This is a genomic window from Actinomyces sp., from assembly GCF_030530635.1.
Taxonomy (GTDB): domain Bacteria; phylum Actinomycetota; class Actinomycetes; order Actinomycetales; family Actinomycetaceae; genus Actinomyces.
This window is the reverse complement of record NZ_JAUMUL010000028.1, coordinates 7,065-27,381: the sequence shown is the minus strand read 5'-3', so window position 1 is coordinate 27,381 and position 20,317 is coordinate 7,065. Positions and strand designations below refer to the sequence as shown.

Sequence of the window (20,317 nt, the reverse complement as noted above, 5' to 3'; positions counted from 1 at the left end):
ACGAGATGAACCACAAGCTCATGCTCACCCGCCGAGGCCTGCTCACCGGCGCGTTCGCCGGCGCCACGGCACTCACGCTGGCGGCCTGCTCCGGCGGTGATAAGCACACGAGGTCCAACACCATCGACTACTGGATGTGGGACGCCAGCCAGGAACCCGCCTACGCGGCCTGCGCCGAGCGTTTCAAGGAGAAGACGGGCATCACCGTCAACATCACCCAGATCGGCTGGGGTGACTACTGGACCAAGTTGACGGCCGGCTTCATTGCCGGTACCGGCCCGGACGTATTCGTCGATCACATCGCCAGGTTCGCCCAGTTCGTCGACCTGGACGTGCTGGTTCCGCTTGATGAGCAGCCCGCCTGGTCCGGCGTCGACGAGTCAGCCTTTCAGGAGGGCCTGCTGGACCTGTGGAAGGGGGATGACGGCCACCAGTACGGCTGCCCCAAGGACTGGGACACCGTGGCGCTGTTCTACAACCAGGACATGCTGGCCGAGGCGGGTATCTCCGAGGAGGAGATCCAGACCTGCCAGTGGAACCCCGACGACGGCGGCACTTTCGAGCGCATACTCGCCCGTCTCACCGTGGACCGCAACGGTGTTCGCGGCGATGAGGAGGGCTTCGACCCCAAGCACGTGAAGGTATACGGCCTGGGCATACAGGACTCCGGTTCCAATGACGGGCAGACCCAGTGGAGTCCCTTCACCGCCACGGTGGGGGACTGGCACTACACGGACAAGGAGACCTGGGGCACCCGTTACCGTTATGACGACCCGGATTTCCAGCGCACCCTGGATTGGTACTTCGGCCTGGTGGACAAGGGCTACTTGAACCCCAACGGCGCTTTCTCGGATGCGACGAGCACGGACATCCAGCTCGGCTCCGGATCCATTGCCATGGCGATTCACGGGGCGTGGATGTTCAACACCTTCGCCGGCCTGGACATCAATGTCGGTATCGCCCCGACCCCGATCGGTCCGAACGGCAACCGCGCCTCGCTGTTCAACGGGCTGGGCGACTCGATCGTCAAGGACTCCGACAAGATCGATCTGGCCAGCCAGTGGGTGGCCTTCCTGGGCACGGCCGAGGCACAGGACATCGTCGCCTCCTACGGCATCGTGTTCCCGGCGATCTCCTCCTCCACGGAGAAGGCCATAGAGGTGTTCGAGAAGACCGGCCTGTCAACCGAGCCGTTCACCGTGCACCTGGATGAGGGCGGGCAGACTTTCTTCTTCCCGCTGACCTACTTCGGCGCCGACGTCAACGCGATCATTACGCCGGCGGTGGACGCCGTCTGGGTGGACCGGGTATCGGCGTCCACGCTGAACAGTTACAACGACCAGGTCAATCTGCTGTTCGAGACCTCAGCCCACGGTGATTGAGCGGCCCACATCCGTATTCGTGGCGTTATTTGCAGCCGTAGGGTGATGAAGTCGGGTAGTGTGAGCCTGACATCAGCCCTCACGCTGGTTCATATCGACGCGTAGGTGCAGTCCCTGCACCGAGGGCGCCGATCCGGTTCTCTCAAAGGAGTACACATGGCCCAGGTCACCGCCACTATCGCCTCCAAGGTCGGCCTCCACGCCCGTCCTGCCGCGACCTTCGTCAAGGCCGTAGCGGAGAAGGGTGTACCCGTCACCATCGCTAAGGAGGGCGGCGCACCCGTCGATGCCTCCTCGATTCTGGGCGTCATGACGCTCGGAGCGGGCTTCGGCGACGTCGTCACCCTCGCCTCCGACGCCGACGGCGCGGACGGCGCCCTGGAGGAGCTCAAGGCCCTCCTGGAGACTGACCTCGACGCCTGAGGCGCTAGCGCCGCAGGACGCGCCGCTTGCTCTCCGCCTCCCTGAGGCGGGTGCGCAGGCGGCGCGTTCTTTGCAGCGTGACGGGCCGCGGCGATGGCCCTCGGGGCCCACAAGGTCCCGGGACTTCGCTCATTTCGGCGGTCCCGTATCGCCAACAGGGGCTGTCGGCGCGAGTGTGTGGAGGGGGTGTCGGCGTGAATGTGGTGCTGTAGCCCGGCGCGTCGTGGGATGTTCGCCAACGACCTGCCCTGTTTGGAGCGCTTTCTTCTGTTTGGACCGTCAACCTCCATTTGGACCGCTTCGCTCCGTTCGGACCGCCGTAGTGTGCTACTGGAGCGGTCCAAACCGACGCCAGGGGTCCAAACCGACGTATGGGGTCCAAGTGGAGGGTCGGGGGAGCGTTGGAGACGGCGTTGCGTACGCCCCTTCAGCCTTTACTACGCCCCTTCAGCCTGTGCTGGAGGCTCCGCAGCCCTTCAGCAAACACCTAACCGGCGTAGCAGACGACCCCAAGCACCACACCAGCCAGCCTCACACCCACAAACACGAATATCTATCTACTTCGGCATTCGGCCGGTCTGTCGCAGTGAGGTGAGACGAGTCGGTGAGTCGAGCCGGTAAGGTGCAGGCATGACGATCATCGCTGCGGCGGACGGCTCGGCCCTGGGCAACCCCGGACCGGCCGGCTGGGCTTGGTACGTGGATGAAGACTGCTGGGCGGCGGGTGGCTGGGAGAACTCCACCAACAACCGCGGCGAGCTCACCGCCGTGCTGGAGCTGCTGCAGGCGACCGCCCAGGCGGGCCTGGCCGGTGAGGAGCTGGTCATCCAGGCCGACTCCCAGTACGTCATCAACTCCCTGACCAAGTGGATCCATGGCTGGAAGAAGCGTGGCTGGCGCAAGGGTGACGGTAAGCCGGTGCTCAACGACGACCTGATGAAGCAACTGGATGCGGCCATGCGTGGGCGCAAGGTCCGCTTCGAATGGGTGCGCGGGCACGTCGGGCACCCTATGAATGAGGCCGCCGACCAGCGCGCCCGCGCGGCCGCCACGGCCTACCAGCGGGGCACCACGGTGCCTACCGGCCCCGGCTGGACCCGTCCCGGCGCAGACGCGGGGCCCAACTCCGTAGAGCCGAGCCCCGCACCGCGGCAAGCTCAGAACCGAGCCGAGACGCTCTTCTGACTCCGGTGCCCCGTCGGCCTCACAGGAGCGTCATGGACTGACGGGCGATGGCCAGCTCCTCATTGGTGGGGTAGACCAGCACGGTGATGGCGGAGTCCGGGGCGGACACCACACGGCCCTCGTCGGAATGGGCCGCGTTCTTCTCGGCGTCCAGCTTCATGCCCGTGAAGCTCAGGCGATTCACCAGCTCGGCTCGCAGGCGGGCATCGTTCTCGCCGATGCCGGCGGTGAAGGTCAGGGCGTCCAGGCCGCCCATGACGGCGGTGTAGGCGCCCACGTACTTCACCAGGCGGTGCAGGTAGATGTCCATGGCCTCGCGGGCATGCTGCTCACCGGCATCGATGCGCTTCCACACCTCACGCATGTCGTTGTCTCCCGCCAGCCCCTTCATGCCGGACTCACGGTTGAACAGGTAGTCGATCTCATCGGCGCTCATCCCCGCCACGCGGGCCAGGTGGAAGACGGCGGCCGGGTCGATGTCCCCGGTGCGCCCACCCATGACCAGGCCCTCCAGCGGAGTCAGCCCCATGGAGGTGTCCACGGCGCGGCCGGCCACCACGGCGGAGGCGGAGGCACCATTGCCCAGGTGCAGCACGATCTGCTTGAGGTCGTCGCGGCCCAGCAGGGCGGAGACCTGTCCGGAGACGAACTGGTGACTGGTGCCGTGCGCGCCGTAGCGGCGGATGGAGTACTTGTCCGCCACGTCGCGCCTGAGGGCGTAGCGCGCGGCCTCCTCCGGCAGGTCCTGGAAGAAGGCGGTGTCGAACACGGCCACGTGCGGCACATCGGACAGCAGCTCCAGCCCCACCTCGATACCCTTCAGGTGGGCGGGGTTGTGCAGCGGCCCCAAGGGCACCAGTTCACTGATCTTGCTGATCACGTCGTCGTCTATCAGGGCGGGGCCGGAGAAGTAGCGGCCGCCCTGCACCACCCGGTGGCCCACCGCCACGATATTCGCCTCGGACAGGGTCGGTCCCTGCTCATCGAATAGGCGCAGCACCTCCGACAGGCCGAAGCCGTGGTCGGGGACCGGCTCGTCCACCTGGGTCTTGTCCCCGGCCCGGCGATGAATGATGGTTCCGGTCTCCTCGCCGATGCGCTCCACCAGCCCCGAGGCCAGGGACTGGCCGGAGTCGGGGTCGACGAGCTGATACTTGATTGAGGAGGAGCCGGAGTTGATGACAAGGACGGTCCGGGTGGTCACGGTGAGCCTTTCTTACGGGCGGATTGTAACAGATGTGCAAACTTGCTGTGCCCGCCGCGGCCGACCGGTCGAACGCGGGGCGACGGCGGAGCTTATCAATCCTGCGCCTGGACGGCGGTGATGGCCACGGTGTTGACGATGTCCTCCACCAGGGCGCCTCGGGACAGGTCGTTGACCGGCTTGTTCAGGCCCTGCAGGACCGGGCCGATGGCGATGGCGCCGGAGGAGCGCTGCACCGCCTTGTAGCCGATGTTGCCGCTGGATAGGTCGGGGAAGATGAACACGTTGGCGCGCCCAGCCACCTCCGAGTCGGGGGCCTTCTTCGCCGCTACGGTCGGGTCGATTGCGGCGTCGTACTGGATCGGTCCCTCCACGGCCAGTTCCGGCGCCTTCTCCCGCACGATCCGGGTGGCCTCACGCACCTTGTCCACATCCGCGCCCTTTCCGGAGGTGCCGGTGGAGAATGACAGCATGGCCACGCGCGGCTCCACCCCGAACTGCTTGGCGGTGGCGGCGGAGGAGATGGCGATGTCGGCCAGTTGCTCGGCGGTTGGGTCGGGGTTGACGGCGCAGTCGCCATACACCAGGACCCGGTCCTCCAGCAGCATCAGGAACACCGAGGACACGATGGAAGTGCTCGGCTTGGTTTTGATGATCTGGAAGGACGGGACGATGGTGTGGGCGGTGGTGTGGGCCGCGCCCGAGACCATGCCGTCGGCGTCGCCCATGTGCACCATCATGGTGCCGAAGTAGGACACGTCCTGGATCCGCTCGTGGGCCTGTTCCAGGGTGACTCCCTTCTTCGCGCGCAGACGGGCGAACTCGGCGGCGTACTTGTCCAGCAGCTCGGGGTCGGCGGTGGACACGATACGTGCGCAGGAGATGTCCAGGCCCAGCTCGGCGGCGCGTGCCCGAACCGCGGTCTCGTCACCCAGCAGGATCAGGTCGGCGATGCCGCGGCGGGCAATGACGTCGGCGGCGCGCAGGATGCGGTCGTCGTCGGGTTCGGGCAGCACAATGGTCTTGCGGTCGGCCCGGGAGCGCTCAATCAGCTCGGCCTGGAACATGATGGGCGTGACGACCTCGGTGGGTTTGACCTCCAGGGCGGCCAGTAGCGCGTCCACGTCCGCTTCCTGTTCGAAGGTGGTCACGGCGACGTCGAGCTTGCGGGAGGAGGCCTGCCCCAGTCCGCCCTGCAGTGAGCCGGCCACCGAGGCGGCGGCGAAGGTGTCCAGTGGGGAGGTGATCACCGGCAGCGGCAGGCGCAGCCCCTCAATCAGGCGCAGTGCGTGCGGAGCGACCTTGAACCCGCCGTTGAGTACCAGACCCGCCAGATTAGGGAATCCGGTGGAGGCCTGAGCGGCGGCGAGCGAGATCAACGCGGCGGAGCGGTCCGCGGGCACGATCACCACCTGCCCCTCGTTCAGACGCTCCAGCACATGGGAGACATCCATGGCGGCAATCAGCACGCCTTCGGCCTCCCGCTCCAGTAGAGCCTCATCCCCCGCGATCAGAGTGCCCTCGACGGCGCACATGACCTCACGCACGGATGGCGCCCCCAGCAGGGGCACCTCCGGCAGCGTCGTGGTGGTAACGCCCTCCACTCCCCTCAGGGCGGCGGCGACTGCGGCGCGCGTATCCGCGGGGCACTTATTGGCGACGACGGCGACGGTGCGGGCATGGTTGTCGGCGATCTCCGCCATGGAGACCTCGACGCTGCCGCGCACATCCTCCGGAGCGCCCTGGCCGGAGACCACCAGCAGCACGGGCACCCCGATGTTCGCGGCGACGCGGGCGTTGAGGGCCAGCTCGGGGTTACCGACGACGTCGGAGAAGTCCGAGCCGTCGATGATGACCACGTCGTGCTCACGGGCGACCGCACGGTAGGCGTCGACGATGCGTGACAGGGCCTCATCGGGGTCGGCGTGGAACTCGTCCCAGGTCACGCCGATGCACTGCGCGGCCGAGGCGGTCGAGCCGCAGCGGCGCAGCAGCAGGTCGAGGAAGGGCTCGTCCTCGCGGGAGGCGACGAAGGGGCGGAAGACGCCCACCTTCGCCACAACCTTGGTGAGGGAGGCGACCAGGCCCAGGGCCACGGTCGACTTGCCGGTGGAGGCATTGGGGGAGGCGATGTAAATGCTGCGCGCCACGGTGAGGTCTTCCTTTATCTGGATCTCGACGTCGAGTGGGGCGCGCCGCGGGCGGCCGTGGCGCACCGGACCCAAGTCTGCCCCAACTGGCGCGATCGTGGGGCCCGCAGACACGGTCTGTGGGAGATATGTCCCATTTTGCTGGTGTATGGCGGGCAAGACGGGGGAGGGGCGGGCGGGAGGAGGGGGTCTCGGCTTACCATCCGCGGCCCTCGTGCCTCGGGCCGCTCCCGCCAGCCCCGGCCACGCCTTCGCCCCTCTCCTCCCGCCCGCTTGGGCGGTCAGTCGACTCCCGGCCGTTCAGAGCCTGGCGGCGGCGTCGAGCAGGTTGGCGGCCGAGAGCTGCAGCCCCTCAACGTTGCCGTACTCGGCGTCCTCATGCTCGATGTTGACGTTCATGTCCGGGTTTACCTCCGCGATGGTCGCCAGGAACTCGGCCCAGTAGTCGGTGTCATGTCCCAGACCGAAGGCGACGAAGCGCCAAGCCGGGTCCTGTGGCCAAGCGGTGCACCAGTAGCCGTAGGCGACCGGCGTCTTATTCTCCGTCTCGGCGGGCACGTGCCCGAAGTCGGTGTCGAGCACGCCGCGGTAGGCGGCGCCGGGGAGGATCTTGGTGTCCTTGGCGTGGACGTGTCCCACCAGGTCGCCCAGGCGCCTGGTGGCGGCGATCGGGTCCATCTGCTGCCAGAACAGGTGCGAGGGGTCCATGTTCACCTTGATGTTCGTGGCCCCGGTCTCCTCCACCAGTCGTTCGAAGGCGGGAATGTTGAACACCAGATTGCGCGGGTGCAGTTCCAGGCAGACCTGCACTCCGTGGTCCCGGGCCAGGGCGTCGATCTCCTTGAAGAAGGGCACCACCACGCTCCACTGGTAGTCGAGGATCTCCATGTCGATGCCGTTCCACGGGTTGACCACCCAGGTGGGGTACTTCGCCGTTGGGTCGGTTCCGGGCGTGCCGGACATGGTCACGATCTCCCCGACGCCGAGCAGTCCCGCCAGCTTGATGGCGTTGCGGATGTCCTCGGCGTGTTTGATGCCCTCGGCGGGCAGCGGCGAGGTGGGGTTGCCGGAGGTGTTCAGGCCGGACAGGCGCATGCCGCGCTCGGCGAAGACACCCAGGTAGTCGTCCCGGGCGGTCTTGGAGGCGAGCAGGGTGTCCACGGGGCAGTGGGGGGAGGGGATGAAGCCGCCGACGTTGACCTCGGCGCCGGTCAGCCCGGCCTCGTTGAGGACGTCGAGAGCGGCTTCCAGGGGGCGGTCCGACAGGCAGGCGGTGTATGCGCCGTAGTTGAGTGCCATGAGAGTTACTCCTTGTGTTCGTGTTGCTGGGGGTGGTCGGTTGTCTGCAGGGCCGGGCGGTTCGGCTCACTGATTGAAGGGCGTGAGGTCGACGGCGGCACCGCCGTTGGCGGCGGAGGTGGCAACGGCGTCGGCGATGAGCATCTCCCGGTAGCCGTCGGCGAAGGTGGCGCATGGCGGCAGGGCGCCGTCGGTGACGCCGGCGACCTGCTGGAGGAAGGCGTAGGCCTGGTAGGTGAACTGCTCGATCTGGGTCAGGCCCACGCCCCCGAAGGCCATGGAGGACCCGCGCTCGAAGTAGGGGAAGGTCGGGTTGACCAGCACCTGGCGGGCGCCGCCCAGGCCGGCGGGGGAGTTGACGTCGTCGATCTTGATCTCGCCGCAGCGGGCCAGGTCCCAGGAGGCGCGGCCCTGGGAGCCCAGCACGTCCAGCATCATGGCATTGGGCATGTTCCAGGCCACGCGCGAGCAGGAGAATGTGCCCACCGCGCCGCTGGCGAAGTGGCCGGTGAAGGTGGCGACGTCGTCATTGGTGACCTCGGCCATCTCTACTTCCGAGGTATCCAGGGCGGTGCCGCGGGTGACGTGCCCCTTGGCGACGGGGCGCTGCTTGATCGACGTCATCATGGCGCCTCCGGATACGGAGACCAGGGGGCCGCAGATGGTCTCCGCGGTGTCGATCAGGTGGCTGCCGACGTCGCCCAGGGCGCCGGAGCCCATGGGGCCGGAGTAGCGCCAGGCCATGGGGGTGTTGGGGTCGACGCCGTAGTCGCACCAGTAGCGGCCCTCGAAGTGGTTGATCTCGCCCAGGTGGCCTTCCCGGACCAGCTTGGCGATCTCCGCGATGGCGGCATTGCGGCGGTAGGTGAAGCCGACGGCGGTGACGGTGTCGGCGGCCTTCTCGGCCTCGGCCATGGCCTTGGCGGACTCGAGCGTGTCCGCCAGAGGTTTCTCGCACAGGACGTGCTTGCCGGCGTGGATCAGGGCCTCGGCGATCTCACGGTGCAGGGCGTTGCCCACCACGATGGAGACGATGTCGATGCTCGGGTCGTCGGCGATGTCGCGCCAGTCGGTGACGGCCTTCTCGTAGCCGTAGCGCTCGGCGGTGTCCTTGGCGAAGGGCTCGTAGGCGTCGGCGATGGCGGCCAGGCGGACCTTGGGCAGGCCCAGGTCGTAGACGGTGCCGACCTGACGCCAGGCGTTGGCGTGGGTGGTGCCGGCCATACCGGCTCCGATGACGGCCACTGACAGGGAGGTGTTGCTCACGGTGTGTCCTCGTTGACGGGTGATCTCGCGGTGGGGGTCGATGGGTGGGTGACATCTGCGATGCCGCCAATCCATCAATTCACGCGCGTGAATTACTTGCCAAGAGTATTGCGCCTGTGCGGTCGGTTCGTCAAGGGGTGGGGCCGGGAAATCTGAAGTCAGTCAGGACAATCCCCTTGGGTCCGCAGTCCCCTCGCTTCTCCCGACCGGCGATTCACGACCTTGGGGTATGGATCACGACCACCCCGGGGTCGTGCGAAGTACCCCAAGGTCGTGAATCGCCGAGGACGCGGGCCGAGAGACCGCGGGCGCGGGCCGAGACGGGAGGCCGCCGACGCAAGCGGTCCGGGTTGCTCCGGGCGGCCTCGTAGAATGCGGGCCAGGTGTTGCCCCCTACGGGCGCATCCCCAACAAGTCCATGTGAAGAAGGAGCCCTCATGCCCGCCGACCGCGTCCCGCGCGTCACTATCGCCATGGTCGCGGCTCGTTGCCGGCGCTCGGTGTCCACCATCTCGGCGGCGCTGAACGGGGCTCCGGGCGTAGCCCCTCATACGCGGGAGGAGATTCTGCGGGTAGCCGATGAAATGGGTTATGAGGCTGATCCGCGTGCACGCCTGCTGCGCCGCACCCACTCGGGGCTGATCGGGGCGTGCTTCGCCGTCGGGCAGGCGTTTCAAGGACTGCTCGTCGACGGCCTCTACCGGGCCGCCGCCGACCTGGACCACGCCCTGGCACTCGCCGCTGTCACACGGCATCGCAGTGCGGCCGAGGGGATGCGCGCTCTACAGGCCGATCACTGCGAGGGCCTGATACTGGTGGATTCAGAAATACCGGAGGAGATGCTCGCAAGGGCGGAACGCCGGATGCCCACCGTGGTCGTATGCCGCACCACCGGTGTGAGCGGAATCGACGAGGTGCGTTCGCGCGACGAGATCGGTATCGCCGCCCTGATCGACCACCTGGTCGCCACCGGCAGACGCCGCATCGTCTACCTCGACGGCGGTGCGGAGTCCGCGTCCGCGGCGCGCGTTGCCGCCTACTGCAGCGCGATGGGTATGCGCGGCCTGTCAGAGATGATGCGGGTGGTTTCCGGCGGCGCGGACGAGGACGCCGGCGCCCGCTGTGCCGCGGTGCTCGCCGAGGAGTCGATGCTGCCCGACGCCGTCATGTGCTTCAACGATCATGCCGCCGTTGGGGCGCTCATGGAACTGCGACGGCGGGGCATCCGGGTGCCGCGGGAGGTTGCCGTGTGCGGATACGATGACATCCCCGTGACCGAGTCGTCGGCCTTCTCGCTGACTACGGTGCGGCAGGACGCCGTCCTCATCGCTGAGACGGCGGTGCGTACGCTGTTGGCACGAGTGCATCCGGAATCTGTTGCGGGGGCAGCCCAGGAGTCGACTCAGGAGGCGGCGGTGGTATTGCCGCCGGGCGTGGTTCGGGAGCCGCGCCCGCAGGGTGGCTGGGCCTATCTGGTTGTCCCTGAACTGATCGCGCGGGACTCCACGGCTTGACCCGGCGGTCCGCGAGGGACGGCCGGGTCAAGCGGAGCGTGACGTAAGTCGGTGGCGCTGTACGCCGGGACGTCAGTCGAGACGGACCGGGTTGCCGGTGTTGGCGGATTCGGTGGCGGCCTCGGCCAGGCGCAGCGCGGCGATCGCGTCGGCGATGCCGGTCGGGGGAGTGGTGCCCGTCTCGACCGCCTCGATGAAGGCGGACAGCTCCAGGCGGTAGGCGTCGGCGTAGCGCTCCAGGAAGAAGTCCAGATAGGGCTCCTGAGCATCGGTGACCTCGGCATTGGAAAGGCGCACCGTGTGGGCACGAATGTTCTCCGCCAGCAGGGCGCCGTCCCGGCCCGAGGCCTCCAGGCGCTGGTCATAGCCGGAAGCGCAGTGGCGGTTGTTGATGATCGTTGCCACCGCGCCGCTGGCCGCCTTCAGTGTGACGACGGCGGCGTCGAAGTCGCCGGTCTCGGCGATGGCCGGGTCCAGGTGCTGCCCCACGGCGTGGACCTCGACGATGTCCCCCAGGAAGAAGCGGGCCGTGTCGAAGTCGTGAATGGTCATGTCGCGGAAGATGCCGCCGGAGACCTTGATGTACTCGGCGGGCGGGGCCGCCGGATCGCGGGAGATGATGGTCAGCTGCTCCAGCCGCCCGATCCTTCCCTCCTGCACCGCGGCGTGGACGGCCGCGAAGGAGGGGTCGAAGCGGCGGTTGAAGCCGAACATGACCGGGGTGGTGACGGCGTCCAGTTCGGAGCGGGCGGCGTCGACGTCCTTCATGTCCAGGGCGATCGGCTTCTCGCACAGGACTGCCTTGCCGGCCTTGGCGGCCGCCAGCAAGTGGGGGATGTGCAGCGGTGTGGGTGAACCGACGACGACGGCGTCGACCTCCGGGTCGGTGAAGACCTCTTCGGCATCCTTGCAGGAGCGGGCTCCGTGCTGGGAGGCCAATGTCTGTGCGGCGTCGCCGAAGGGGTCGCACACCAGTGTGAGTTTGGCCTGCGGGTGGGCGGCGACGGTGCCGGCGTGGACGTGGCCGATGCGACCGGCACCGATGATGGCAATGTTCAGCATTTCAAGAACTCCTATCCTCACTCGCAACTCACGGCTGGGGCATGATGACGTCGCGCACCAGGGCGTCCAGATCGGCGTCGGCCTGGAGGAAGCCTCGCAGGGTGCGGCGAGTGGCGCCGTAGGAGTCGAACTCCTCCGGGGTCATGCCGTCGGGCTCGTAGGCGCGCACGAACTCTGGGATCGACATCAGTGTCTTCATGATCTCCGGGGCGACGGGCACGTCGATCCGGGGCTCAACCTTGTAGCCGGAGTCGTTGATGAGCTTCTGCCACTTGAAGGGCGGGGAGACCACCAGGTCGCCCCCGACCAGCTCGGACCAGTGCATGACATTGCGGAAGGCTGCGGACAGGACGCGGGCGCGCAGGCCGCGGGACTGGAATTCCTGGTAGGCGCGCTTGAGTGCCGCCACACCGCCCCATTCCAGGTGGCCCGGGTCGATGAACAGGTTGTCCCGCTTGGCGACGATCTTCAGCCAGTCGTCCAGGCGACCGCCCATGAGGGTGACGACGGGGCCCATGGTGGAGGTGTCCTTGCCCTCGGCCTCGCGGCGCTTGAGCCCACGCTCGATCGCCTCGCCGGCGGTGACGGCCTGCGGCACCGAGAAGGACACTGTCACGTTGACGGACACGCCCCGGTAGGTGGCGTCCTCAATGGCCTTGATGCCGGTGGCGGTGGCGGGAATCTTGACGATGATGTTCTTGGCGAGCTTGGAGAACTCCTCGGCCTGATCGGCCAGCGCCTTGGCGGAGCGGGCCAGACGCGGGTCGGTCTGCATTGACAGGCGGCCGTTGCGGCCCTTGTGCTCCTCGAAGATCGGTTCCAGCAGCTTGGCCGCGTCGATACTGAGTTCGCGCACCACCTGCCAACCGATCTCGGACTCGCTGGCCTCGGGCATCTCCTCGGCGAGTTCGGCGATGCGGGGGAGCCAGCGCTCCTTCTTCTGGTTGATGCAGGTGTAGGCGATCGTCGGGTTGCAGGTGGCGCCCACACCGCCGAAGGATATGGACTGGCTCAACTCGTCGGGGTCGGCGGAGTCGTTCCACAGGGCGGTCGGGGTGGTGCGGGCGGCCTCAAGAAGGGGGCCGGGGGTGTAATCAGTGCTCATCGGCGTGCTCCTGGATGATTTGCGAGGGCCACCGGCGTCTTCGGCTGCGTGGCCAGGTAGGCCAATTCAAGCGCTGGGCGGGCCTCGCTGTCAAGAGTTTGTACTGACAAATTTGTGGGATGGTCCTGTTGACTCCGGGCGCTGCGGATGTCTGGGGCTTGTGGGCGGCGTGGCCGACGGGGCGGGGGGGGGGTCGGCGTGACGTGTGGTCGGCCGACGAACGTGGGTGAACGTGGTCAGCCGGTGAACAGGGAGGTCTCGAAGGAGTAGCGCGAGGCGCGATAGATGTGGTCGCCGTACTCGATCACGCGCCCCGCGGCGTCGTAGGTGGTGCGCTTGGCGGTCAGCAGTGCGGTGCGACGCCGTTCGTGCAGTGCATCCGCCTCCTTGGCGGTGGCATTGCGTGCGCCGATCACCTGCTTGGCGGTGGCGGGCACAATCCCGCGCCCGCGCAGCAGTTCGTATAGGCCGGCGCGCTCCAACTCCTCTCGGGAGGGGGCGATCGAGGCCGGCAGCAGATTGTCCATCACGGCGATCGGCTCGCCGTCGGCGCTGCGTAGGCGGCGTATGTGCGTGACTGGGGTGCCGGGGGTGACCTCCAGGTGCTCGGCCTCCTCCTCCCCGGCCGAGTGTGTGCTGTACTCCAGCAGTTCGGTGGACACGGTGTGGCCGGCGGCCTTCAGGTCCGACAGCAGGCTAGACAGTTCCATGGGGCGGCGTACGTGCGGGGAGGCGACCACCGTCCCGGCGCCACGGCGCCGGGAGACCAGTCCGCGGTCTGCCAGTGACTGCAATGCCTGGCGGGCAGTGGGGCGGGAGACCTGCAGCCGTCGCGCCATGGAGACCTCGTCCTCAATGCGGGTGCCGGGCTCAAGGGCACCTTCCAGGATAAGCGCGCCGAGTGCCTCCGCTATCTGCGCGTACAGCGGAAGTTCGCTGGACCGGTCGATGACGACCTCTGGCTGGAACGGGGTGTCCGACATGTGGGCTCTCTGAATGGGTGATCGATAGACATATGCTACGGCGCCGGCGCGTCCGCGAGTGCGCGAATAAACGTTGACTTCGACTCGTTTGCGTCGCGAATACGCTCCTGCCGGGTGTTGCGGAGGCTCTGGCGGCGGTGTGCGACAGTCCATCCCACAGAAGTTTGTTCGGACAAACCTCTTGACTGGGGGCGGGTTGTGAGGCACGCTTCTCATGGCGGGCCCTCGTGGGCGCCCCGCCCCCGATGATGTGGAAAGGGAGGCCCCACCATGACCGCTGCGTCCAGCACGCCGCCACTCGATGTTCTTACGATCGGGCGCTGCGGAATCGACATCTACCCCCTCCAGGTCGGCGTCGGCCTGGAGAACGTGGAGAGCTTCGGCAAGTTCCTGGGCGGCAGTCCCACGAATGTGGCCGTGGCCGCGGCACGCTACCGCCACCGCTGCGCGGTGATCACCGGAGTGGGCGATGACCCCTTCGGCCGCTTCGTCTGCTCGGAGATGCGCAGGCTGGGCGTGTACGACGATTACGCAGTCACCAAGTCCGACTTCAACACCCCGGTCACCTTCTGCGAGATCTTCCCCCCGGACAACTTCCCCCTGTACTTCTACCGTGAGCCCTCCGCGCCGGATCTGGAGCTGACCGAGGACGACATCCCGGGCGACGCCGTGCGCGAGGCCAAGATCTTCTGGATCTCCGCCACCGGGCTCAGCAAGGAGTCCTCGCGCGCCGCCCACCACGCCGCCCTGGACCTACGGGGACGCAAGCAGCACACCATCATCGACCTCGACTACCGCGCCATGTTCTGGGATGACGAGGCCACCGCCCACCGGGAGGTCGCCGCCGCCCTGCCCAAGGTCACCGTGGCCATCGGCAATCGCGAGGAGTGCCGCGTCGCCGTCGGCGAGACCGAACCCGATCGGGCCGCCGACGCCCTGCTTCAAGCCGGAGTCGAACTGGCCATCGTCAAGCAGGGCCTGGAGGGCACACTCGCCAAGACGCGCAATGAGCGGGTCGAGATTCCCGCTACCCCGGTCGTCACCAAGAACGGTCTGGGTGCCGGTGACGCCTTCGGCGGCGCCGTCTGCCACGGTCTGCTGTCCGGGTGGTCACTGGAGAAGACGATCTTCGCCGCCTCCAACGCCGGCGCAATCGTCTCCTCCCGCCTGGAGTGCTCCACCGCGATGCCCACCGAGCCGGAACTGCTCGCCCTGATGCGCACTCATCGCGAGCTGGTGCCCGCACTGAAGGATCTGTGAGGGGGAGAGCACATGTCGGTGGAATCCAGCAGATCGAACACCCCGTTGACCGACCGGGTCATTCGGATTCGTGCCCACGAGCCGGGTCTGATCGCCCGGGTGCTGGCCGATCGCCCCCGTGGCACGCTGCCCGAAGCTGATGGGAAGCTCATGATCATCGCCTGCGACCACCCGGCCCGCGGGGCGCTTGCGGCCGGAGCCGATCCCATGGCCATGGCCTCTCGGGAGCAGGTGCTCGCCCGCTGCATTACCGCGCTTTCGCGTCCCGGTGTCAACGGCTTCCTCGGCACCGCCGATCTGATCGAGGATCTGGCGCTACTGGGCGCCCTGGACGGCAAGCTCGTCTACGGCTCCATGAACCGCGGCGGCCTGGCCGGTGCCGCCTTCGAGATGGACGACCGCTTCACCGGCTACGACGCGGCCGGAGTGGTGGGCGCCGGCCTGGACGGCGGCAAGATGCTGCTGCGACTGAACTACTCCGATCCGGCCACCGCGAACACCATTGCCGCCTGCGCCGCGGCGGTTGACGCCCTGGCCGAGCGCGGGGTCATGGCCATGGTCGAGCCGTTCATCTCCCGCTGGTCCTCCGGTCGCCTGGTCAACGACCTGCGTCCCGACGCCGTAATGAAGTCCATGGCCATCGCCTCAGGCCTGGGCCGCACCTCCGCGTACACCTGGCTGAAACTGCCCGCGGTCGAGGACATGGAACGGGTCATGGAGGCCTCCACACTCCCCGCCCTCATCCTGGGTGGGGCCGTTTCCCCGGACGCCGATGCCGCCCGGGAATCCTGGGCCCGGGCTCTCGCCCTGCCCACCGTCAAGGGACTGGTCATCGGCCGTTCCCTCCTGTACCCCCCAGACGACGACGTAGCCGCCGCTGTCGACAACACCGTAGGACTGCTCTCATGAACGACGCCACCCCACACGCATCCGACATCTACGTGCCCGCCGGCTCCTCCGGCCATGACACACTGACTGTGGACGTATCCCCCGCCCGTGCCGGCTGGACCTACTCCGGGCTGCGCGTGTGCGTGCTCGCCCCCGAGCGCTCAACCACCTTGGAAACCGGTGACAGTGAACTGCTGGTGCTCCCGCTGGAGGGCTCGGCCACAGTGCTGGTGGACGGGCAGTCCTATGAGCTCGCGGGCCGCACCGGAGTGTTCGAGGAGGTCACCGACTACCTGTACGTGCCTCGTGGCAAGACCTTCACTCTCACCTCCCATGGGTGCGGTCGCTTCGCCCTGCCGGCGGCCGTGGCCGCCCGCGACCTGCCGGTGGCCTACTACGGCCGCGAGCAGGTGCGCACCGACCTGCGCGGCGCCGGGGACTGCTCCCGGCAGGTGAACAACTACGCCCTGAACAACGGTGTGGCCACCTCGCACCTGCTGTGCTGCGAGGTGCTCACCCCCGGCGGCAACTGGTCCTCCTACCCGGCCCACAAGCACGACGTCGCCTCTGCCGACGAACGCGAACTCGAGGAGATCTACTACTTCGAGATCCGCAACGCCCCCGACGGCACCCCCGGCTTCGGACTGCACCGCACCTACGCCTCCAGTCCGGAGCGCCCCATCGATCTGTGCACCGAGGTCCGTCAGGGGGACGTCGCCCTGGTTCCCTACGGCTATCACGGCCCGTGCGTGGCCGCTCCCGGGTACGACATGTACTACCTCAACGTGATGGCCGGCCCGGCCGAGGATCTGGTCTGGCTCGCCCCCGACGACCCCGCCCACCACTGGATCCGCGGCACCTGGGAGGACCAGGAGATCGATCCTCGGCTGCCCATGACCCACTGACGTTCAAACCCACCAATCCGTAGCCACCTCTTCCAACCCAGACCAGCACAGAGATAGAGAAAACACATGAGCAATGAAGCCTACGCGGGCACCATCCGCCTGACCGTCGCCCAGGCCACCATCCGTTTCCTGTCCAAGCAGTACTCCGAGCGCGACGGCGTCGAGCAGCGTTTGATCGCCGGAGCCTTCGGCATCTTCGGCCACGGCAACGTGGCCGGTATCGGCCAGGCGCTGCTGCAGAACGAGGTGGCCCCGCTGGAGGGCGAGGAGCCCATGCCCTACATCATGCCCCGCAACGAGCAGGGGCAGGTGCACGCGGCGGCGGCCTTCGCCAAGACCAAGAACCGGCTGCAGACCTACATGTGCACCGCCTCCATCGGTCCGGGCTCGCTCAACATGGTCACCGGCGCCGCCCTGGCCACCACCAACCGCCTGCCCGTGCTGCTGTTCCCCTCCGACCAGTTCGCCACCCGCGTGCCCGATCCGGTGCTCCAGCAGCTGGAGGACCCGACCACGCTGGATGTCACCGTCAACGACGCCTTCCGGCCCGTGTCCCGGTTCTTTGACCGCATCAACCGGCCCGAGCAACTCATTCCGTCTTTGCTCAGCGCCATGCGCGTGCTCACCGACCCCGCCGAAACCGGCGCGGTCACCATCGCCATGCCGCAGGACGTGCAGGCCGAGGCTCACGACTGGCCGATCGAGTTCTTCCGCAAGCGGGTGTGGCACGTGCGCCGCCCGGTGCCCGAGCCGGCCGCCCTGGAGCGCGCCGTAGCCCTGATCCGAGCCGCCAAGCGGCCTCTGGTGATCGCCGGCGGTGGAGCCATCTACTCCGAGGCCTCCGAGCAGCTGCGCGCCTTCGCCACCGCCACCGGCATCCCGGTGGCCGACACCCAGGCCGGCAAGGGCGCCATCAACTTCGACCACCCCTGCGCCGTCGGCGGCGTCGGCTCCACCGGCGGCGACTCCGGCAACCACCTGGCGGACAAGGCCGACCTGATCATCGGCGTAGGCACCCGCTACTCCGACTTCACCACCGCCTCCAAGACCCAGTTCAAGAACCCCGACGTCAAATTCGTCAACGTCAACGTCGCCGCCTTCGACGCCGCCAAGCAGAGCGCCGAAATGGTGGTGTCCGACGCCCGTGAGGCGCTCGTGGCCCTCACCGAGGCCCTGGCCGACTACCATGTGGAGGCCGCCTACACCGAGGAGATCACTCGCGAGCGCGAGGCCTGGTTCGCCGCCACCGACAAGTGCTACCACCTGGGCCACACTCCGCTGCCGGCGCAGACCGAGGTCTTCGGCGCCCTCAACGAGCTGCTCGGCGACGAGGACGTGGTCATTAACGCCGCCGGCTCCATGCCGGGCGATCTCCAGGCCCTCTGGCAGGCCCGCACCCCCACTCAGTACCACGTGGAGTACGCCTTCTCCTGCATGGGCTACGAGATTCCGGCCGCACTGGGCGTCAAGCTGGCCCGGCCCGACAGCGAGGTCGTCTCCATCGTCGGTGACGGCACCTACCAGATGCTCCCCATGGAACTGGCCACCGTGGCGCAGGAGGGCGTCAAGGTCATCTACGTGCTGCTGCAGAACTATGGCTTCGCCTCCATCGGCTCCCTGTCCGAGTCCCGCGGCTCTCAGCGCTTCGGCACCAAGTACCGCCGGCGTGGCCCGGGTGGGCACCTGCAGGACGAGGACCGGATCGCCGGCGTGGATATCGCCGCGAATGCCGAGTCCTGGGGTCTGAAGGTCTACCGGGTCGCCACGATCGCGGAGTTCAAGGAGGCCTACGCCCAGGCCCACGCCGGGGATGAGGCCGCCATGATCCACATCGAGACCGACCTCTACGGCCCGAACCCGCCTGCCTCCTCCTGGTGGGATGTGGCGGTCCCCGGCATCTCCAACCTGGAGTCCACCCAGCAGGCCTACGAGCGGTACGTCGAGGACCGCAAGCCGCAGCGTCACTACCTGTGACCGTGGGGCACCAAGTACCTGAACCAGCCTGACAAGCACACAAGAAGGAGTCAGCAATGACACAGAGCACGCCGACCTCCGGTCTGCGGACCATTACGCACTGGGTCGACGGCAAGCCCTATGAGGGCACCCCCATCGGGCGCTTCCCGGTGGAGAATCCGGGCACCGGCCAGGTTGAGGCCGAGCTGCTGCAGGCCTCGGATGCGGACCTGGATCACGCCGTCGAGGTGGCCGCCCGGGCGCAGAAGGAATGGGCCAAGTACTCCCTGGCCAAGCGCACCGCCATCATGTTCCGCATGCGCGATCTGGTCCTGGAGCACCAGGACGAGATGGCCAGGATGATCGTGGCCGAGCACGGCAAGAACTACTCCGACGCCGTCGGGGAGATCCAGCGTGGTCGCGAGACCCTCGACTTCGCCACGGCTATCAACCTGGCGCTGAAGGGGGAGTACTCCTACGACATCTCCACCGGCGTGGATATTCACACCCTGCGCCAGCCGGTCGGCGTGGTGGCGGGCATCTGCCCCTTCAACTTCCCGGCCATGGTGCCCATGTGGATGCACCCGATCGCGATCGCCACCGGCAACGCCTTCATCCTCAAGCCGGCCTCAATGACGCCGTCGGCGGCCCTGCTGACCGCCGAGCTGTACAAGGAGGCGGGCCTGCCCGACGGCGTGTTCAACGTGGTGGCCGGCAACCGGAAGATGGTCACCAAGGTGCTGGAGCACCCGGGCATCAATGCCATCTCCTTCGTAGGCTCCACCCCGGTGGCCCACATCGTGCAGGACACCGGGGTGACCCACGGCAAGCGGGTACAGGCACTGGGTGGGGCCAACAACCACGCCATCGTCATGCCCGACGCCGACCTGGACTTCGCCGCCCAGCACATTTCGGCAGCGGCTTTCGGCGCCGCCGGTGAGCGGTGCATGGCCCTGCCGGTGGTCGTCGCCGTCGGTGGGATCGGACCGGACCTGGCCCGGCGCGTGAAGGCCCACGCCGAGAAGATCAAGGTCGGCTACGGCATGGACGAGGGCGTGGAGATGGGGCCGGTCATCGACGCCAAGTCCAAGGAGTACATCATCGGCCTGATCAATGAGGGCGAGTCCAAGGGCGGTGACGTCGTGCTGGACGGACGGGGCCTGGTGATCCCCGGCCACGAGAACGGTCACTTCCTCGGCCCCACCATCGTCGACAACGTGCCACTGGACTCCGAGCTGTACCAGCAGGAGGTGTTCGGACCGGTGCTCTCGATCGTGCACGCGGACACCTATGACGAGGCCATCGGGATCGTCAACGCCTCGCCCTATGGCAACGGCTCGGCCATCTTCACCAACGATGGCGGGGTGGCCCGTCGCTTCCAGCTGGACGTCGAGGCCGGCATGGTCGGCGTCAACGTGCCGATTCCCACCCCGGTCGCCTACTACTCCTTCGGCGGATGGAAGGAGTCCCTGCTCGGGGACACCCACATCCACGGGCCGGAGGGCGTGAAGTTCTACACCAGGGCCAAGGCCGTCACCGCACGTTGGCCCAGTGAGAAGACCTACGCCGCCACCATGTCCTTCCAACGGGAGGAGTGAGCGGCGCCAGGACGTCGAGAAACCCGGTTCCTGGGCGCGGTCCCCCGGTGGTGGGCCCCCCCCCCGTCCCCCACAGCCGGGGCGCGCCCCCCCCCGGGGGGGGCGGGGGGCCGGGCCGCGCCCGGCCTCTCATCCGGGGG

The 20,317-nt window shown here is 67.7% G+C and carries 16 protein-coding genes; 9 read left to right on the top strand and 7 right to left on the bottom strand.

Features of this window, described 5'->3' with window-relative positions; genetic code table 11:
- Nucleotides 1-5 precede the first annotated feature (5 nt).
- From Q4A20_RS08090 to Q4A20_RS08080, 3 genes are all read left to right on the top strand, one after another.
- The gene (locus Q4A20_RS08090; protein ID WP_303122196.1) at nucleotides 6-1,382 is read left to right on the top strand and encodes a sugar ABC transporter substrate-binding protein; all 1,377 of its coding nucleotides are present in this window, start codon (nucleotides 6-8) and stop codon (nucleotides 1,380-1,382) included.
- Between the two features lie 156 nt (nucleotides 1,383-1,538).
- A complete protein-coding gene (locus Q4A20_RS08085) occupies nucleotides 1,539-1,805 on the top strand; it encodes an HPr family phosphocarrier protein (RefSeq protein WP_073328472.1) in 267 nt (88 codons plus the stop codon).
- Between the two features lie 630 nt (nucleotides 1,806-2,435).
- A complete protein-coding gene (locus Q4A20_RS08080; RefSeq protein WP_303122194.1) occupies nucleotides 2,436-2,990 on the top strand; it encodes a ribonuclease H in 555 nt (184 codons plus the stop codon).
- 19 nt (nucleotides 2,991-3,009) lie between these two features.
- Here the strand turns inward: Q4A20_RS08080 and Q4A20_RS08075 are convergent, their stop codons facing one another.
- The 4 genes from Q4A20_RS08075 to Q4A20_RS08060 form a co-directional block, all read right to left on the bottom strand.
- Nucleotides 3,010-4,194: an acetate/propionate family kinase gene (locus Q4A20_RS08075; RefSeq protein ID WP_303122193.1), complete on the bottom strand. Its 1,185-nt coding sequence runs from the start codon at nucleotides 4,192-4,194 to the stop codon at nucleotides 3,010-3,012.
- A 95-nt stretch (nucleotides 4,195-4,289) separates the two neighbouring features.
- Complete coding sequence (gene pta / locus Q4A20_RS08070; protein WP_303122191.1) at nucleotides 4,290-6,344, bottom strand: phosphate acetyltransferase; 2,055 nt, start codon at nucleotides 6,342-6,344, stop codon at nucleotides 4,290-4,292.
- A 300-nt stretch (nucleotides 6,345-6,644) separates the two neighbouring features.
- Complete coding sequence (locus tag Q4A20_RS08065) at nucleotides 6,645-7,643, bottom strand: sugar phosphate isomerase/epimerase (protein ID WP_303122190.1); 999 nt, start codon at nucleotides 7,641-7,643, stop codon at nucleotides 6,645-6,647.
- A 66-nt stretch (nucleotides 7,644-7,709) separates the two neighbouring features.
- Nucleotides 7,710-8,909 (bottom strand): Gfo/Idh/MocA family protein, encoded by a 1,200-nt coding sequence (locus Q4A20_RS08060; protein WP_303122189.1) that lies wholly within the window; start codon nucleotides 8,907-8,909, stop codon nucleotides 7,710-7,712.
- A 437-nt stretch (nucleotides 8,910-9,346) separates the two neighbouring features.
- Between Q4A20_RS08060 and Q4A20_RS08055 the strand changes: the two genes are divergently transcribed.
- On the top strand, nucleotides 9,347-10,423 hold the full coding sequence (locus tag Q4A20_RS08055) for a LacI family DNA-binding transcriptional regulator (RefSeq protein WP_303122187.1): 1,077 nt from the start codon (nucleotides 9,347-9,349) through the stop codon (nucleotides 10,421-10,423).
- Between the two features lie 72 nt (nucleotides 10,424-10,495).
- Here the strand turns inward: Q4A20_RS08055 and iolG are convergent, their stop codons facing one another.
- The 3 genes from iolG to Q4A20_RS08040 form a co-directional block, all read right to left on the bottom strand.
- The gene (gene iolG / locus Q4A20_RS08050) at nucleotides 10,496-11,485 is read right to left on the bottom strand and encodes an inositol 2-dehydrogenase (RefSeq protein WP_303122186.1); all 990 of its coding nucleotides are present in this window, start codon (nucleotides 11,483-11,485) and stop codon (nucleotides 10,496-10,498) included.
- A 28-nt stretch (nucleotides 11,486-11,513) separates the two neighbouring features.
- Nucleotides 11,514-12,590 carry a transaldolase family protein gene (locus Q4A20_RS08045; RefSeq protein WP_303122185.1) on the bottom strand — a complete coding sequence of 359 codons (1,077 nt, stop codon included), beginning with the start codon at nucleotides 12,588-12,590 and terminating at the stop codon, nucleotides 11,514-11,516.
- Nucleotides 12,591-12,826: 236 nt separating this feature from the next.
- Entirely contained in the window at nucleotides 12,827-13,573 is a 747-nt protein-coding gene (locus Q4A20_RS08040) for a GntR family transcriptional regulator (protein WP_303122184.1), read from the bottom strand.
- 270 nt (nucleotides 13,574-13,843) lie between these two features.
- Between Q4A20_RS08040 and iolC the strand changes: the two genes are divergently transcribed.
- The 5 genes from iolC to Q4A20_RS08015 all read left to right on the top strand — a co-directional run bounded on the left by iolC (nucleotide 13,844) and on the right by Q4A20_RS08015 (nucleotide 20,177).
- Complete coding sequence (iolC, locus tag Q4A20_RS08035; RefSeq protein WP_303122182.1) at nucleotides 13,844-14,833, top strand: 5-dehydro-2-deoxygluconokinase; 990 nt, start codon at nucleotides 13,844-13,846, stop codon at nucleotides 14,831-14,833.
- Nucleotides 14,834-14,845: 12 nt separating this feature from the next.
- Nucleotides 14,846-15,742, top strand: coding sequence for a deoxyribose-phosphate aldolase (locus Q4A20_RS08030; protein WP_303122181.1), 897 nt, complete (start codon nucleotides 14,846-14,848; stop codon nucleotides 15,740-15,742).
- The gene (gene iolB, locus Q4A20_RS08025; RefSeq protein ID WP_303122179.1) at nucleotides 15,739-16,626 is read left to right on the top strand and encodes a 5-deoxy-glucuronate isomerase; all 888 of its coding nucleotides are present in this window, start codon (nucleotides 15,739-15,741) and stop codon (nucleotides 16,624-16,626) included. The genes Q4A20_RS08030 and iolB overlap by 4 nt, the downstream gene beginning before the upstream one ends.
- A 66-nt stretch (nucleotides 16,627-16,692) precedes the next feature.
- Nucleotides 16,693-18,600 carry a 3D-(3,5/4)-trihydroxycyclohexane-1,2-dione acylhydrolase (decyclizing) gene (gene iolD, locus Q4A20_RS08020; RefSeq protein WP_303122177.1) on the top strand — a complete coding sequence of 636 codons (1,908 nt, stop codon included), beginning with the start codon at nucleotides 16,693-16,695 and terminating at the stop codon, nucleotides 18,598-18,600.
- 83 nt (nucleotides 18,601-18,683) lie between these two features.
- Nucleotides 18,684-20,177, top strand: a complete 1,494-nt coding sequence (locus Q4A20_RS08015) for a CoA-acylating methylmalonate-semialdehyde dehydrogenase (protein WP_303122208.1) — start codon at nucleotides 18,684-18,686, stop codon at nucleotides 20,175-20,177.
- The last annotated feature ends 140 nt before the right edge of the window (nucleotides 20,178-20,317 follow it).

Bases quoted from the DNA above. Each gene is read 5' to 3' on its own strand.
- Q4A20_RS08090 (WP_303122196.1), top strand. From the start codon at position 6: ATGAACCACAAGCTCATGCTCACCCGCCGAGGCCTGCTCACCGGCGCG.
- Q4A20_RS08085 (WP_073328472.1), top strand. From the start codon at position 1,539: ATGGCCCAGGTCACCGCCACTATCGCCTCCAAGGTCGGCCTCCACGCC.
- Q4A20_RS08080 (WP_303122194.1), top strand. From the start codon at position 2,436: ATGACGATCATCGCTGCGGCGGACGGCTCGGCCCTGGGCAACCCCGGA.
- Q4A20_RS08065 (WP_303122190.1), bottom strand. From the start codon at position 7,643: ATGGCACTCAACTACGGCGCATACACCGCCTGCCTGTCGGACCGCCCC.
- Q4A20_RS08055 (WP_303122187.1), top strand. From the start codon at position 9,347: ATGCCCGCCGACCGCGTCCCGCGCGTCACTATCGCCATGGTCGCGGCT.
- iolG (WP_303122186.1), bottom strand. From the start codon at position 11,485: ATGCTGAACATTGCCATCATCGGTGCCGGTCGCATCGGCCACGTCCAC.
- Q4A20_RS08045 (WP_303122185.1), bottom strand. From the start codon at position 12,590: ATGAGCACTGATTACACCCCCGGCCCCCTTCTTGAGGCCGCCCGCACC.
- Q4A20_RS08040 (WP_303122184.1), bottom strand. From the start codon at position 13,573: ATGTCGGACACCCCGTTCCAGCCAGAGGTCGTCATCGACCGGTCCAGC.
- iolC (WP_303122182.1), top strand. From the start codon at position 13,844: ATGACCGCTGCGTCCAGCACGCCGCCACTCGATGTTCTTACGATCGGG.
- Q4A20_RS08030 (WP_303122181.1), top strand. From the start codon at position 14,846: ATGTCGGTGGAATCCAGCAGATCGAACACCCCGTTGACCGACCGGGTC.
- iolB (WP_303122179.1), top strand. From the start codon at position 15,739: ATGAACGACGCCACCCCACACGCATCCGACATCTACGTGCCCGCCGGC.
- iolD (WP_303122177.1), top strand. From the start codon at position 16,693: ATGAGCAATGAAGCCTACGCGGGCACCATCCGCCTGACCGTCGCCCAG.